Source organism: Rhodococcus sp. IEGM 1305 (assembly GCF_030058635.1).
GTDB lineage: Bacteria > Actinomycetota > Actinomycetes > Mycobacteriales > Mycobacteriaceae > Rhodococcus_F > Rhodococcus_F opacus_D.
On record NZ_JASHKX010000025.1, the window covers coordinates 20,027 to 36,589 of the forward strand.

The 16,563-nt window shown below is 69.5% G+C and carries 1 protein-coding gene (running past one end of the window); it reads left to right on the forward strand.

The window, feature by feature from the left end; all coding sequences use genetic code 11:
* Positions 1 to 16,563: the 5' portion of a non-ribosomal peptide synthase/polyketide synthase gene (locus QM693_RS26605; RefSeq protein ID WP_502942677.1), read on the forward strand. The gene runs 17,166 nt beyond the window's last position; only the first 16,563 of its 33,729 coding nucleotides appear in the window; its start codon is at positions 1 to 3; its stop codon lies off the right edge, out of view.

Below are 16,563 nucleotides of genomic sequence, written 5' to 3' on the forward strand. Positions count from 1 at the left end.
ATGGGCGAGGTTCCTCTCACCATCGCCCAGTACATCGAGCTTCGCGGTGACATCGACCTCGACCTGCTGACCGAGGCCACGGTCCGTACCGGCCGGGAGTTCGGCTCCGGTTTCCTCCGCCTCGTCGAGATCGAGGGGATGCCCTACCAGTACGTCGACAAGTCCCTCGACGACGCCATCACCTACGTCGACCTCCGCGGCGAGGGCGATTCCGTCGACGCCGCCGAGAAGTGGATGCGGGCCAACTACAGCGCCCCCGTCGACCTCCTCGAAGACCGCCTCGTCGTGGTCTACCTGCTCCACGTCGGGGAGAATCACTACTTCTGGTTCTGCCGCATCCATCACATCGCGCTCGACGGATTCGGCGCGATGGCGCTGATCGCACGCATCGCCGAGATCTACACGGCGCTGGTCGAGGGCACCGAGCCGCCGGCCTGCCGCGCCGAGGACCTGGTCCGGATCGTCGAGGACGAGCAGCGGTACCGCAACTCCGAGCGGTTCGCGAAGGATCGCGAATACTGGGCCGAACGCACCGCGCACCTGCCCGAGGCCCCGAGCCTCGCCGGTCGTGCGGCCATGGTGGGCAAGTTCGCGCGGCTCTCCTCCGAGGCACTGCCCGAGTCCACCGCCACCCTGCTCGACGAGGCCCTCGGCGGCAGCAACGCCAGCTCCGCGCCCATCGTGGTGGCCGCATTCGCCGCGTACCTGGCCCACATGACCGACCGGACGGACGTCGTCCTCAGCCTCCCGGTCTCGGCGCGCACCACCGCCACGCTGCGCCGTTCCGGCGGAATGGTGTCGAACATCGTTCCGCTCCGGCTCCAGATCACCCCGGAGATGACCGTCCCCGAGCTGGTCAAGAGCGTTCAGATCGAGCTGACCGGCGCCCTGCGCCGCCAGCGGTACCGCCACGAGGACATCCGCCGGGACGCGGGAGCGCCCCAGGGGCAGCGTGGCTTCTTCGGTCCCTCGATCAACATCATGATGTTCCACAGCGAGATCAAGCTGGGGACGGTCACCGGACACCAGAACGTCCTCACCACCGGACCGGTCGAAGATCTCTCCCTGAACATCTACCAGGGTGTGGCAGGCAGCAAGATCCACATCGACTTCGAGGCCAACCCCAACCTGTACTCCGCGGACGAGCTGGACCGTCACCACAGCCGCTTCTTCGACTTCTTCGAGCGCTTCCTCGGCGCCGGCGACGACGCCTCGGTGTCGGACCTGGCCGCGATGAGCGACGAGGAACGCGCACAGGTCGTGACCGGGTGGAACGGCGACGTCGTGTCGCCGCCGGCGGGGACCGTCGTCGACCTGTTCGACGCCCAGGTCGGGCGCACCCCCGACGCGACGGCACTCGTCTTCGACGGCGAGGAGCTCACGTACGCCGAGTTCGACGCGCGGGTGAACCGTCTCGCCCGGACGCTGATCGGCAGGGGAGTGGGTCCGGAGACGAAGGTCGCCCTCGCGATCCGCCGCTCGCTCGACTCCATGGTCGCGATGTACGCCGTCGTCAAGGCGGGCGGCGCGTACGTGCCACTCGACCCCGACCACCCCGCCGAGCGCACGGCGTACGTACTCGAGAGTGCCCGCCCGCTGTGCATCCTCACGGTCGCGCGCGACGGCCTCGTCTTTCCCGCCGATCAGGACGTCCTGGAGATCGACGCCCTGGATCTGAGCGGCGTCCCGGCCGGCCCGATCCGCGACGACGAACGGGCAGCCGATCTGCGGCCGGCGAACCCGGCCTACGTCATCTACACGTCCGGGTCCACCGGACGTCCGAAGGGCGTGGCGGTGAGCCACGCTTCGGTCCTGAACCAGGTCACGTGGATCGCGTCGCGCTACGAGCTCGATGCGAACGATGTCGTGCTGCAGAAGACCCCGACGACGTTCGACGTGTCGGTGTGGGAACTGTTCGCCGCACTCGCCTCCGGGTCGCGCCTGGTGATCGCCGCACCCGAGGGGCATCGCGATCCCGCCTACCTCGCCGACGTGATCGCGCGCGAGAAGGTCACGGCGACATCGTTCGTCCCGTCGATGCTGTCGGTGTTCGTCGCCGAAGCGGACCGCGAACAACTCGTCAGCCTGCGCGTCGTTCTCGTTGCGGGAGAGGCGTTTCCGCCTGCCGTCGCCGCGGCGTTCCGCGCGAAGTCCGACGCCGGGTTGCACAACCTGTACGGCCCCACCGAGTTCACCGTGCACGCCACCGCAGGCGAGGTGGATCGGGAGACCCTCCACACGATTCCCATCGGCACCCCGGTGTGGAACACCGAGGCGTACGTGCTCGACGGCCACCTCCGGCCCGCTCCCATCGGATCCGCGGGAGAGCTCTATCTCGCGGGCGCCCAGGTCGCGCGCGGCTACGAGGGCAGGCCGGAGCTCACGGCAGAACGCTTCGTGGCCAATCCTTTCGGCGCCGCGGGAACCCGTCTGTACCGCACCGGCGACCTCGTCAAGTGGCGTGTCGACGGCAGCATCGAGTACCTCGGCCGCACCGACTTCCAGGTGAAGGTGCGCGGCCTGCGCATCGAACTGGGCGAGATCGAGGCCGCGATGTCCTCGTATCCGCATGTGGCGCAATCGGTTGCGGTCGTGCACGACAGCTCCCTGGGACAGCGGCTCGTCGGGTACGTCGTCCCCGAACCCGGTTCGGCGGTGGACGTCGAGGATCTGACGGTCCACGTCGGCCGCGCGGTGCCCTCGTACATGGTTCCCGACGCCGTCGTGGTGATCGCCGAGATGCCGGTCGGCGCGAGCGGCAAACTCGACCGGAAGGCCTTGCCCGAACCCACGTTCGCGGCGGAGTCCAGTGAGTACGTGGCCCCTCGCAGCACCATGGAGGAGTCGATCGCCGGACTGTTCGCCGAAGTTCTCGGTCTGCCGCGGGTCAGTGTCGGCGACTCGTTCTTCGCGCTCGGTGGCGACAGCATCGTCTCGATCCAGCTGGTGTCCCGCGCGAAGGAAGCCGGTGTCCTGTTCACGGCCCGCGACGTCTTCGAGCGCAAGACCGTGGCCTCGCTCGCCGAGGTCGCGAAGTCGGCATCCGAGTCGGCGACGGTGCACGTCCTCGAGGAACTTCCCGGCGCCGGTATCGGCACGATGCCGCTGACACCGGTCGTGCACTGGATGACGGAGCTGGGCGGCGACTTCCACCGCTTCTCCCAGTCCATTCTCCTGGCCCTGCCGCCGAAGGTGGAGCGGGACCGCCTGGTGCGCACGCTGGCGGCCGTCGTCGATCGCCACGACGCTCTGCGTTCGTCGTTGCGCCGCACCGACTCTCCGGCCGGATGGTCGCTGGAGGTCGCACCGATCGGCTCCGTCGACGTCGACCGGCTCGTCGATCGCGTCGAGTTCAGCGAGGGACCCGGCACCGACTCGTTCGAGGCGCTCGCCGCGCACGCCCTCGACCGCACGGTGGACAAGCTGGACCCGGCGACCGGCAGCGTGGTGCGTTTCGTCTGGTTCGCGCCCGCAGAGGACTCCGGCGATCTTGCACCGCTGGACGGCGAGGACGGCGTCAGCGGGGAGGACGAGAGCACCCCGCAGACGGGACGACTGCTCGTCGTGATCCATCACCTCGCCGTGGACGGGGTGTCCTGGCGAGTGCTGGTGCCCGACTTCGCATCCGCGTGGGCGCAGATTGCCGCCGGTGCCGACCCGCTGCTCCCGGCGGTCGGCACGTCGGTGCGCCGCTGGGCGCACGGCCTCGCCGACAACGCCCGGAGCGCCCGCCGCGTGGCCGAACTCGACCACTGGCGCACCACTCTCGACGGTGCGGACCCGCTGATCGGTTCGCGCGCCCTCGACGGCCGCGACACGGTCTCGACCACCGGCCGGGTCCGCCTGGAGGTCCCGGCCGACGTCACCGACGGTCTGCTGACCGACGTGCCGCGCGCGTTCCACGGCGGCGTCAACGACGGCCTCCTCACCGCCCTCGCCCTCGCCGTCGCGGCGTGGCGCGCGGAACGCGGCGTCACCGAGTCCTCGACCCTCGTGCACCTCGAAGGCCACGGCCGCGAGGAGACGGTGCTGCCCGGCGCCGATCTCTCCCGCACGGTCGGCTGGTTCACCAGCATGTTCCCGGTCCGGTTGTCGGCGCCCGGCGTCGACGTGCGCGACGCCCTCGCCGGCGGCGCGGCCGCAGGTCGGGCCGTCAAGTCGGTGAAGGAACAACTCGCCCGGGTACCCGAGCACGGCATCGGCTACGGAATGCTGCGATTCCTCAACGCCGAGACCCGCGCGGTTCTCGCGGCGTTGCCGAGCCCGCAGATCAGTTTCAACTACCTCGGCCGCGTATCGGTGGGCGAGATCCCCGACGCGTTCCGGGCGGCGGGCTGGGTGCCCGACACCGACACGATGGAGCTGACCGGTACCCGCAACAGCGAGATGCCGGTGCACTTCGCCCTCGACATCAACGCGATGATCGTGGATGTCGAAGGAGAACAGCGACTTTCGGCCACCGTCGACTTCCCCCAGGGCGTCCTCACCGACGCCGAGGTGGGCGAGCTCACCGGCCTGTGGACGCGCGCGCTCGAAGGGCTCGTCGAACACACGAAGCGGCCCGGAGCCGGTGGCCGGACGCCGTCGGACCTCGACCTCGTCTCCCTGAGTCAGAGCCGGATCGACACCCTCGAGAGCGACTACCCCGCACTCGCCGACGTCTGGTCGCTGGCCCCGCTGCAGGTGGGCTTGCTGTTCCACGCGTCGCTGGCCGGTACCGCCACCGACGTGTACACCACCCAGCTGGTGATGGACCTGGGCGGATCCGTCGACACCGACCGCCTCCGCCGCGCCGCGGAATCACTCGTCGCGAGGCACCCCAACCTGCGCACCGCGTTCGTCGCGGGCGACGACGGCACCGGCATGCAGGTGGTCGTCGACCGGGTGGACGTGCCGTGGACGCACGTCGACCTCTCGGCCGCGTCCGAGTCCGACCGTGCTGCGGAACTCGAGGCGCTGATGCTCGCGAACCGGACCGACCGGTTCGACATGACCGCGCCGCCTCTCGTGCGATTCCTGCTGGTCGAGACGGGCGAGGACCGCTACCGGTTCGCCGTCACCAACCACCACATCCTCCTCGACGGCTGGTCGCTGCCGATCCTCATCCAGGATCTGCTGACCCTGTACGCGGTGGACGGCGACGCGCTGGCACTGCCGCAGCCGCGTCCGTACCGCAGCTACCTCGAGTGGCTGTCCGCGCAGGACCCGCAGGTGCCCGTGGCCGCATGGGCGAAGGCCCTGAGCGGCATCGAGGAGCCCACCCTCCTCGCACCCGCGCACGCGGAGACCGCCCCGACGCTCACCCCCGGTGAGCTGGTGATCGACCTGCCGGACGACCTGCTCGCCGACATGACCGCGCGCTCGCGCGAACTCGGCGTCACCATGAACACCCTCGTCCAGGCCGCGTGGGGAATCGTGCTGGGCAGACTGACCGGACGGGACGACGTGGTGTTCGGCACCACCGTCTCGGGTCGTCCGCCGCAGGTGCCCGGCATCGAGTCCATGCTCGGGCTCTTCATCAACACCCTGCCGGTGCGGGTGCGCGTCCGGGCCGGCGACGCCGTCCGCACGCTGCTCGACCGCATCCAGCACGAGCAGACCGAGTTGCTCGATCACCATCACGTCGGGCTCACCGACATCCAGCAGGGACTCGGCCTCGGCGCGCTGTTCGACACGCTGATGGTCTACGAGTCCTACCCGCTCGACCGTGAGGCGCTCACGAAGAGCAGCGACATCGAGGGTCTCCGCGTTCTCGACGTGACGTCCAACGACGCCACCCACTACCCGCTGGCGATCGTCGCGATGACCGACCCGCGGCTGCACCTGACGGCCAAGTTCCTTCCCGAGATCTTCGAGGCCGCCGAGGTCGAGGAGATCATGGAGCGGGTCGTCCGCGTGCTCGGTGCGCTGTCCGGGGACGTCGACACGCTCGTCGCGGACATCGACATCCTCGCTCCCGGCGAGCGCGCGTCCCTGCTGGCGGCGCACGGCACCGACGCCGCCGCACCGTTGTCGCTGCCGCAGATCCTCGCCGCGACCGCAGCCGAGAACGGTGAGCGCATCGCGCTGGTCGCGGATGGCGAATCGCTGACCTACGCGGAACTCGACGCGCGCTCGAACCGGCTCGCCCGGGTTCTCGTCGATCGCGGTGTGGGACCGGAAACGTCTGTGGCGCTCGGGATGACGCGCTCGCTGCACTCGGTGATCGGAACGTGGGCCGTTGCCAAGGCCGGCGGCACCTTCGTGCCCGTCGACCCCCGCTACCCGTCCGAGCGCATCGCACACATGGTCGTCGACTCCGGTGCGATTCTCGGCCTGACCGTGGCCGCTCAGCGCGACACCCTTCCCTCGGACGTCGAATGGCTCGCCCTCGACTCGTCCGAGTGCGACGCGCTGTGCGCCGCGAAGTCGGCGGAGCCGGTCACGGATTCCGAGCGGACCGCGTCGGTTCGGCTCGAGCACCCGGCGTACATGATCTACACGTCCGGTACCACCGGTCTACCCAAGGGCGTCGTCGTCACCCACACCGGTCTGGCCAACTTCTCCGCCGAGCAGCGCACCCACTACGGGGTGAGCCCGTCGGCGCGGACTCTGCACTTCGCGTCCCCGAGCTTCGACGCGTCCGTCCTCGAACTGCTGCTCGCCTTCGGTTGCGGCGCGACGATGATCGTCGCGCCCGCCGACCTGTACGGCGGTGAGGAACTCCGAAACTTCCTCGCGGACAACGAAATCACCCACGCCTTCGTCACGCCGGCCGCGCTCGCATCGGTGGAGCCGGCCGGACTCGACCGGCTCGAGGTCGTCGTGGTCGGCGGCGAGGCGTGCCCGCCGGAACTGGTGGACCGCTGGGCGCCGGGGCGCCGGATGTACAACGGTTACGGACCCACCGAGGCCACCGTCATGAGCAACGTCAGCAACCTGCTGGTGCCCGGGAGCCGGATCGAGATCGGCGGTCCCGTCTGCGGTGTCACCGTCTACGTTCTCGACGAATTGCTGCGCCCGGTACCCGTCGGCGTGGCGGGGGAGTTGTACATCGCAGGCCCAGGCCTCGCCCGCGGCTACCACGACCGTCTCGGCCTCACCGCCGAACGATTCGTCGCGAACCCGTTCGGCGACAGCGGGAGCCGGATGTACCGCACGGGCGACATCGTCCGGTTCGTCGTCGACCACGGGCACCGCGCCGGCTACGGCGTGGAGTACGTCGGCCGCAGTGACTTCCAGGTGAAGGTCCGTGGTTTCCGGATCGAGCTCGGCGAGATCGACGCCGCTCTGGTCAAGCACCCGGACCTCGAATTCGCGGCCACCCTCGGCACGTCGATGCCGTCGGGTTCGACCGCCCTCGTGTCGTACGTGCTGCCCACCGCGGGCGCCGCGGTGGACGTGGCCGAGGTGACGCATTTCGTCGGCGACATGCTTCCGGCGCACATGGTGCCGAGCGCGGTCGTCGTCCTCGACGAGATCCCGCTCACCACCGCAGGCAAACTCGACCGGAGGGCTCTGCCCGAGCCCGACTTCGACGCCCTGCAGGGCGAGATGATCGAGCCGCGCACGCCCACCGAGGAACTGGTCGCCGGTGTGCTCGCCGACGTGCTCGGCCTCGCGAAGATCAGTGTCGCCGAGTCGTTCTTCGACCTCGGCGGCAACTCGCTCGTGGCGACGAAGGCTGTCGCCCGGCTCAACGCTGCCGCGGGTACCCGTCTGGGTGTGCGCGAGTTGTTCGAGGCACCGACCGTGGAACGGCTCGCCGTGAAGGTGGCCGAGCAGGCCGGCACCGGCTCCGACCGGCCGGTTCTCGTCGCGCGGCCGCGCCCCGAGCGGGTTCCGCTGTCGATGGCGCAGCAGAGCATGTGGCTGATGAACCGGTTCGACACGGCGTCCTCGGCGTACAACATTCCGCTCGCCGTGCGTCTGTCCGGTTCGCTCGACATCGACGCGATGTCGTCGGCCGTGTCGGATGTACTCGCGCGGCACGAGTCGCTGCGGACCGTGTTCCCCGACTCCGGTGACGGCCCGTACCAGCAGGTCGTCGACACCGCGCAGGTTCCGTTCGACCTGACGCCCGTCCCGGTGACCGAGGCCGAACTCCACACGGCGCTCACCGAATTCGCCACCGAAGGATTCGACGTCACGGTCGCGCCCCCGCTGCGTATCCGGCTGTTCGCCACCAGTGAGAGCGAGTTCCTGCTCGTCCTCGTCGTACACCACATCTGCGCCGACGGCGCGTCGATGTCGCCGCTCGCGCGCGACGTCATGGTCGCGTACAGCGCGCGCACCGCCGGTGCGGCTCCGCTGTGGCAGCCGCTGCCGGTGCAGTACCCCGACTTCGCGCTGTGGCAGCGCGAGGTCCTCGGCGACCCCGCCGACACCCGGTCGCTCGCGGGCAAGCAGATCGCGCACTGGGCCGACACCCTCTCCGGGGCACCCGAGCTGATCGACCTCCCGCTGGACCACGCACGCCCGGCCAGGCAGTCGATGCGAGGCGATTCGATCGACTTCGCGATCACCCCCGAACTGCGGCGCGGCCTCGAAGCGGTCGGCAGGGAACGCGGCGCCTCGCTCTTCATGGTGACGCACGCGGCGTTGACGACGCTGCTGTCGCGGCTGAGCACGAGCGACGACATCACCGTCGGCACCCCGCTCGCCGCACGCAGCGATCAGGCGCTCGACGACCTGGTGGGCATGTTCGTCAACACCCTGGTCCTGCGCACCCGCGTGCGGCCGGGGGATTCGTTCGCCGATCTCGTCGAACGGGTCCGCGAAGGCGACCTGGCGGCGTTCGGCAATTCCGACGTGCCGTTCGAGAAGATCGTGGAGGCACTGCGGATCCGGCGCTCGGCGGCGTACTCGCCGCTGTTCCAGGTGATGTTGTCGTTCCAGAACAACCGGATGGACGCGCTCGAACTGCCCGGGCTGACCGTGCGCGTGATCGAGGACATGGCGCAGGGCGCCAAGTACGACCTCACGTTGACGATCACCGAGAAGGCCGACGAGTCGGGTGAACCGGCAGGCCTCGGCGGCAGGTTCACGTTCGCCACCGACCTGTTCGAGCGGAGCACCGCGGAACGGATCTCCGAGCGGTTCGTCCGGATCCTCGAGGCCGTCGTCACCGATCCCGGTGTCGCTGTAGGCGACATCGACATTCTCACCGAACACGAGAGAGCAAAGTTGAGCCCTGTCAGGCCCGCACGCACGATGACCGTTCGCGAGCTGCCGCAGCTTCTGGCCGCTGCGGTCGAGGTCGCTCCCGACGCCGTCGCCGTCGCTCACGACGGCATGCAGGTGACGTACCGCGAGTTCGACGAGCGGCTCCGCTTGATGTCCGCGCCGCTGTCGGAGCGGGGGATGGGTCCGGACGCGATCGTCTCCGTGGTGCTGTCCGGTCTGGTTCCCACGATCATGATGGCTCCGCCGTCCGAGGACGGGAAGGACGGCTTCGGCACGATCCTCGACCAGGTCATCGCGGACGCGCACGCCCTCGTCGGTGACATCGAGATCGCCGCGCCCGCACCGGAGATCGTTGCGACGCCGGAGGCGGAGGTCACCGAAAGGTCGGGATGGCCCCTCGAACTCTTCGTCACGCGCTGGCAGGAGTGGGTCGAGCGCGACCCGGAGGCTCGCGCCGTCGTGGCGGGCGGCGTCGAGACCAGCCGCGGCGAATTGAACCGCCGGGCCAACCAGCTCGCACGCGAACTGCTGTCCCGTGGTGTCCGCCCCGACGACGTCGTCGCACTGCTCACCCCCCGTTCGGTCGAATGGGTGATCGGGATGCTCGCCACCTGGAAGGTCGGCGCGGCGTACTCCCCGTTCGACCAGAAGTGGGGAATGGAGCGGATCACGGGCCTCGTCGAGGACAGCGGCACGCGGACCGTGGTGGCCACCCGGTCCTGGAGCGGGCTCACCGAGGCACCCACGGGGAACGCGGCGCTCGACGACCCGATCGTGCTCGACGACCCCGAGACGGCGCGCCACCTCGAATCGCTCGACGACACCGACTTCCCGCACGACCCGTGGTCGGACGAGCACGCAGGCACGCGCCTCGGGCACGTCATCTCGACGTCGGGCTCGACCGGGCGGCCCAAGCCCACGATGGTGCCGATGCTGGGCCTGTCCAACAACTATCAGTCGTACCAGTGCGACCTCCGGGTGAAGGACGGGACCGGACTGCTGATCGCGAACTCCCCGCTGTTCGACCAGACTCAGAAGAACATCTGGGTGGGTCTCGCGTACGGCGGTGTGCTCCACCTCGCCGACGACGGCTTCGATCCGGGACCGATTCTCCGCATGATCGGCACGGGCGAGGTCCAGATCACGAACCTCGCACCCAGTGCGTTCGAAGTCCTCACCGAACTGGACACCGAGGGCGTCCTGCCCAATCTGAAGGTCGTCCTCCTCGGCGGTGAGATGCTGCGGCCTGCAGCCTGCACGGCGTTGATCGGCACGGACTCGCGCCTGCTCAACAACTACGGCCCGACCGAGGCATCGGTCACCTGCTCCTCGTACGAACTGGACCTGTCCACCGAGGATGCCGAGTCGTGGCCGGTCCCGTTCGGCGCCGCGTTCCGCGGTGTCCGGTACCACGTGCTCGACGGCCGGATGCGCCCCGTGCCGCCGGGAGTGACCGGTGACCTCTACATCGGCGGCCAGGTCCTGGCCCGCGGGTACGGCAACATGTTCGGCACCACCGCGTCACGATTCGTGGCGAATCCGTTCGAGGGGCCCGGCGCCCGCATGTACCGGACCGGTGACCTCGTCCGTGAGCGTGCCGACGGCGGGCTCGTGTTCGTGGGCCGCAGCGACTTCCAGGTGAAGATCCGCGGTCTCCGAATCGAACTCGGCGAAATCGAATCCGCACTCAACGCGACCGACGCGGTGCAGAAGTCGGTGGTGGTCGTCCACGACAGCGAGCAGGGTCCCCGGCTCGTCGCATACGTCACCGCGACCGCAGGCGCCGAACTCGACGTCGATGCGACGCTCGACGCACTGCGGCACGTGCTGCCGTCGCACATGATCCCGGACACGGTGATGGTGCTCGACGAGATGCCGCTCAACGCGAATCTCAAAGTCGACCGCAAGGCCCTCCCCGAGCCGGTCTTCGCCACGAGCACGGTCGAATTCGTCGCGCCGCGCACCCCGCTCGAGGAGGTCGTCGCCGGCATCTTCGGTGACATCCTCTCCGCGACGCGAGTGAGTGTCGACGAGTCGTTCTTCGACCTGGGCGGCAACTCGCTCAGCGCCACCCGCGTCGCTGCCCGCGTCACGTCCGCGACCGGCACCGAGGTCGGGATCCGTGATCTGTTCGAGGCCCCCACGATCGCGACCCTCGCGAAGCTCGTCGAGGACCGGGCTCACCACGGCTCCACCCGGCCGGCACTCGTCGCGGGCGAGCGCCCCCGGGAGTTGCCGCTGTCGCTCGCGCAGCAGCGGATGTGGTTCCTCAACCGTTTCGACCCGTCGTCCCCGGCGTACAACGTTCCGCTCACCGTGCGACTGCGCGGCGAGCTGGACGTCGCCGCCCTGGCTGCGGCGCTGTCCGACGTCGTCGCGCGGCACGAGGTGCTGCGGACCGTGTTCCCGGACTCCGATTCCGGCGCGCACCAGGTGATCCTGCCCGCCGCCGGCATCGACCTCGCTCTCGAGCCGGTCGACGTCCGCGAGGAGGACCTGCGGGACCGGATGTTCGAGTTCGGTTCCACCGGCTTCGACGTCACCGACACGATCCCGGTCCGGGCCCGCCTGTTCCGGCTCGGCGCGACCGACCACGTCCTGGTGCTGGTCATGCACCACATCGCGTCCGACGGCGCGTCCACGTTGCCGCTGGCCCGCGACGTCATGACGGCCTACGCGGCCCGTCAGGACGGGACGCAGCCCGCCTGGCCGGCGCTGCCCGTCCAGTACGCGGACTACGCGCTGTGGCAGCGGGACGTGCTCGGTTCCGAGGACGACCCCGACTCCCTGGCCGCGGCGCAGATCGACTTCTGGTCGAAGACCCTCGCGGGTGTGCCCGACGTCCTGGCACTCCCCACCGACCGGCCCCGCCCGACGGTGCGGTCTATGGCAGGCGCCTCCGTGGGCTTCTCCGTCGACGAGGACATCCACCGTCGTCTCGGTGAGGTCGCGCGCGCACACAACGTGTCGCTGTTCATGGTGCTGCACGCGTCGCTGTCCGTGCTGCTGGCACGGCTCAGTTCGAGCACCGACATCGCTATCGGCACCGCCGTGGCCGGTCGCGGTGACGAGGCGCTCGAGAACCTCGTCGGCATGTTCGTCAACACACTGGTGCTGCGGACCGAGGTCGAGCCCGGAACGTCCTTCGCCGAACTGCTCGAGCAGGTCCGCACCCAGGACCTCGCCGCGTTCAGCCATCAGGATGTCCCGTTCGAGCAGTTGGTGGACGCCCTGAAGCCGACCCGGTCCACGGCGTACTCGCCGCTGTTCCAGGTCGTGCTGACCCATCAGGTGAACGGCATTCCGTCGCTCGAATTCGCCGGACTGGAGGCGACACCCGGCGCCGTGGACGTCGAGTTCAGCAAGTTCGACCTCACCGTCGACCTGCGCGAACTGTGGTCGGACGAGGGTGCGCCCACCGGGATCACCGGCGTTCTCGGGTTCGCCACCGAGATCTTCGACGCGGAGACCGTGCAGGGCTTCGCGGACCGTTTCGTGCGGATCCTCGCCGCCGTCGCAGGCGGCGGAACCGACATCGCGGTAGGGGACATCACCATCCTCGACGCCGAGGAGACAGCGGAACTGACACCGGTCCGCGGTATCGAGGGCACACCGCCCACGACTCTCGTCGAACTGCTGTCCGCGGCGGTCGCCGCGAACCCCGACGGGGTCGCGATCGTCTCGGGCGGCGACAGCATCACCTACCGCGAGCTGGACGAGCGCTCGAACCGTGTGGCGCGCATCCTGATCGAGCGCGGAGTCGGCGCGGAGACGTTCGTCGGACTCGGCATCACCCGCTCGATCGCGTCGATCGCCGGCATCTGGGCGGTCGCCAAGAGCGGCGGCGCGTACGTGCCGATCGACCCCGGGTACCCGGACGAGCGCATCGCGCACATGGTCACCGATTCCGGTGTGGCGCTCGGGCTTTCCGTGAGCTCCGAGGTCGGCCGGCTTCCGGCGGGCGTGGACTGGCTGGTCCTCGACAGCGAAGACTTCGAGAATGCCGCCGCGCGGTACTCCACCGCTCCCGTCGCGGAGGCGGAGCGTCGCACGGCGGTGACACCGGCCAACAGCGCCTACGTGATCTACACGTCCGGCACCACCGGGCAACCCAAGGGCGTCGTCGTGACGCACCGGGGTCTCGCCAACTTCGCGGCCGAACAGCGTGAGCGTTACCAGGTGACGACGGACTCGCGGACGCTGCACTTCGCGTCGCCGAGCTTCGACGCGTCCGTTCTCGAACTGCTGCTCGCGGTCGGCGCCGGTGCCACCATGGTGATCGCTCCCACCGATGTGTACGGCGGACCCGAGTTCGCGAAGTTCCTGCGCGAGCACCGCGTCACGCACGGCTTCGTCACGCCTTCGGCGCTGGCGTCCGTGGATCCGTCCGGGCTCGACGACTTCCAGTTCGTCGTCGCCGGCGGCGAGGCCGTCCCGGCGGAACTCGCGGCGCGCTGGGCACCCGGACGTTCGCTGTTCAACGGATACGGTCCCACCGAGACCACGATCATGACCAACATCAGCGACCCGATGGCCGCTGGCGGCCCGGTCACGATCGGTGGTCCGATCCGCGGCACCAGCGCGCTGGTCCTCGACGATCGGCTCCGCCCTGTTCCGGTCGGTATCGCAGGTGACCTCTATCTGTCGGGTCTCGGACTCGCCCGTGGCTACCACCGGCGCACGCCGCTGACCGCGGGACGCTTCGTCGCGAACCCGTACGGTGAGCCGGGCGACCGGATGTACCGCACCGGCGACGTCGTGCGCTGGACGAAGGACGCGGACGGTGCGCTGACCGTCGACTACGTCGGCCGCTCGGACCAGCAGGTGAAGGTCCGCGGGTTCCGCATCGAACTCGGCGAGATCGACGCGGTGCTCGCCAAGCACCCCGCCGTCGACTTCGCCACGACGTCCGTGCTGCCGGGACCGTCCGGGGATTCGGTCCTCGTGTCGTACGTGCTTCCGGTGCCGGGCGCCGAGGTGGACGTCACCCGGATGCTGGACTTCGTGGGCGAGTTCGTGCCCACGTACATGGTGCCGTCGACGATCGTGACCCTCGACGCCATCCCGCTCACCCCGGTGGGCAAGCTCGACCGCCGCGCCCTGCCCGAGCCCGAGTTCCTGGCGGAGGACCGTGAGTTCCGTGCCGCGGGAACCGCTCTCGAGCAGCGGGTGGCCGCAGTGTTCGCGGAGGTGCTCGGTGTCGACGTGGTCGGTGCCGACGACTCCTTCTTCACGCTCGGCGGAAACTCGCTCGCCGCTACCCGCGTGATGGCGCGGATCAACGAGGCCGTCGGCATCGACGCTCCGGTGCGCGAGATCTTCGAGGCTCCCACGGTGGCGCAGCTGGCGCGCAGGCTGGAAGAGCTCGGTGTGGACGGCGGCGCCCGACCGCCCGTCACCGCCGGACCGCGTCCGGACCGGCTGCCGCTGTCGCTGGCCCAGCAGCGGATGTGGTACGCCAACCGGTTCGATCCCGAATCGGCCGAGTACAACATCCCGTTGGCGTTGCGGCTCACCGGCGCACTGGACGCCGACGCGCTGCGTTCGGCGATCGCCGACGTCGTCGCCCGGCACGAATCGCTGCGCACGGTGTACCCGGATTCCGTCGACGGCCCCTACCAGGTCGTCCTGTCCGCATCCGACACGAAGTCCGGGCTCGACGTCGTCCGCGTGGCCGACGAGCAGGAACTGCGGGAGCGGGTCGTCGCGCTGGCATCGGCCGGCTTCGACGTCACCGCCGACGTCCCGGTGCGCGCCGCCCTGTTCGAACTCGGGGAACGCGACCACGTCCTCGTCGTCGTCGTCCACCACATCTCGGCGGACGGCTCGTCGATGGCCCCGCTCGCACGGGACCTGTTCGGCGCCTACGGCGCTCGCGTGCAGGGGGAGGAGCCCAGCTTCTCGCCGCTGCCCGTGCAGTACCCGGACTTCGCCCTGTGGCAGCGGAATCTCCTCGGCTCCGAGGACGACCCGGAGTCGCTCGCGGGCAAGCAGATCGCGTACTGGACGCACGCGCTTGGCGATGCACCGGAGGTTCTCGACCTCCCCGCCGACCGGCCGCGCCCGGCCGTCCGCAACCCGCAGGGCGGTCTGATCGAGTTCGAGATCGGGCAGGACGTGCACCGGTCGCTGAACGAACTCGCACAGACCCACCAGGCGTCGCTGTTCATGGTGGTGCACACCGCACTCGCCGTGCTGTTGGGGCGACTGAGCAACACCAGCGACATCTCCGTCAGCACCCCTGTCGCGGGCCGCGGTGACCGCGCGCTCGACGATCTCGTCGGTATGTTCGTCAACACGCTCGTGCTGCGCACCGATGTGGACCAGAACGCCCGTTTCAGCACGCTGCTCACGCAGGCACGCGAGGTCGATCTGAATGCATTCGGCAACGCCGACGTGCCGTTCGAGCAGATCGTCGAGGTGCTCCGTCCGTCGCGCACCGCCGCGTACGCGCCTCTCGCGCAGGTGATGCTGAGCTTCCAGAACCTGGAACGGCCGAAGCTCGAGCTCGCCGGGCTGACCGTCGAGGTCCTCGAGAGCGGACTCACCACGAGCAAGACCGATCTCGGCGTCGCCGTCGAGGAGCGGTTCGACGCGGGATCCGTCGCGAACGGCATGCGAGGCTGGTTCTCCTATGCCACCGATCTGTTCGACGAGTCGACGGTCCGCGGTTTCGCCGATCGCTTCGTTCGCGTGCTCGAGGCCGTCACGGCCGACGCGGACGCCGTCGTCGGTGACATCGACATCCTAACCGAGGACGAGAAGGCCGGTCTGGCCGTGCCGGACGAGGGGGCGCAGTCCCTGATGTCGCACTCGATCTCGGAGGAGTTGACGGCCACCAAGTCGCTGCCCGAACTCCTCGACGGCGCGGCGTCGATCAACCCGGACGGAATCGCGCTGTCGCACAACGGCACCGATGTCACGTACGCGCAGTTGCGGGACAAGTCCGCGGAACTCGCGCGCACGCTCGCCGGTGTGGGCGTGGGCCCGGAGGCCGCGGTGACGGTGGCCCTGTCCACCCTGCTGCCCGGACTGCTCGACGGCTCGTCGGGCGAAGGATTCGCGGACACGTTCGCCGGTGTCCTCGCCGGCGTGATCGCGGACGCCACCGCAGCCGGTACCGCGGCAGGCACGGACGAAAGCCGCACCCTCGTCGACCTGTTCGACGAGCAGGTGGCGCGGACGCCGGACGCGGTGGCCCTGGTGTCCGGCGACGAGACGCTGACCTATGCCGAGTTCGACGATCGCGTCAATCGACTCGCGCGAAGCCTGATCGAGATGGGTGTCGTGCCGGAGGTGAGGGTCGCTCTCGCGATTCGGCGATCGATCGACTCGATGGTCGCGATGTACGCCATCGTGAAGGCGGGTGGCGCCTATGTTCCGCTCGACCCCGACCAT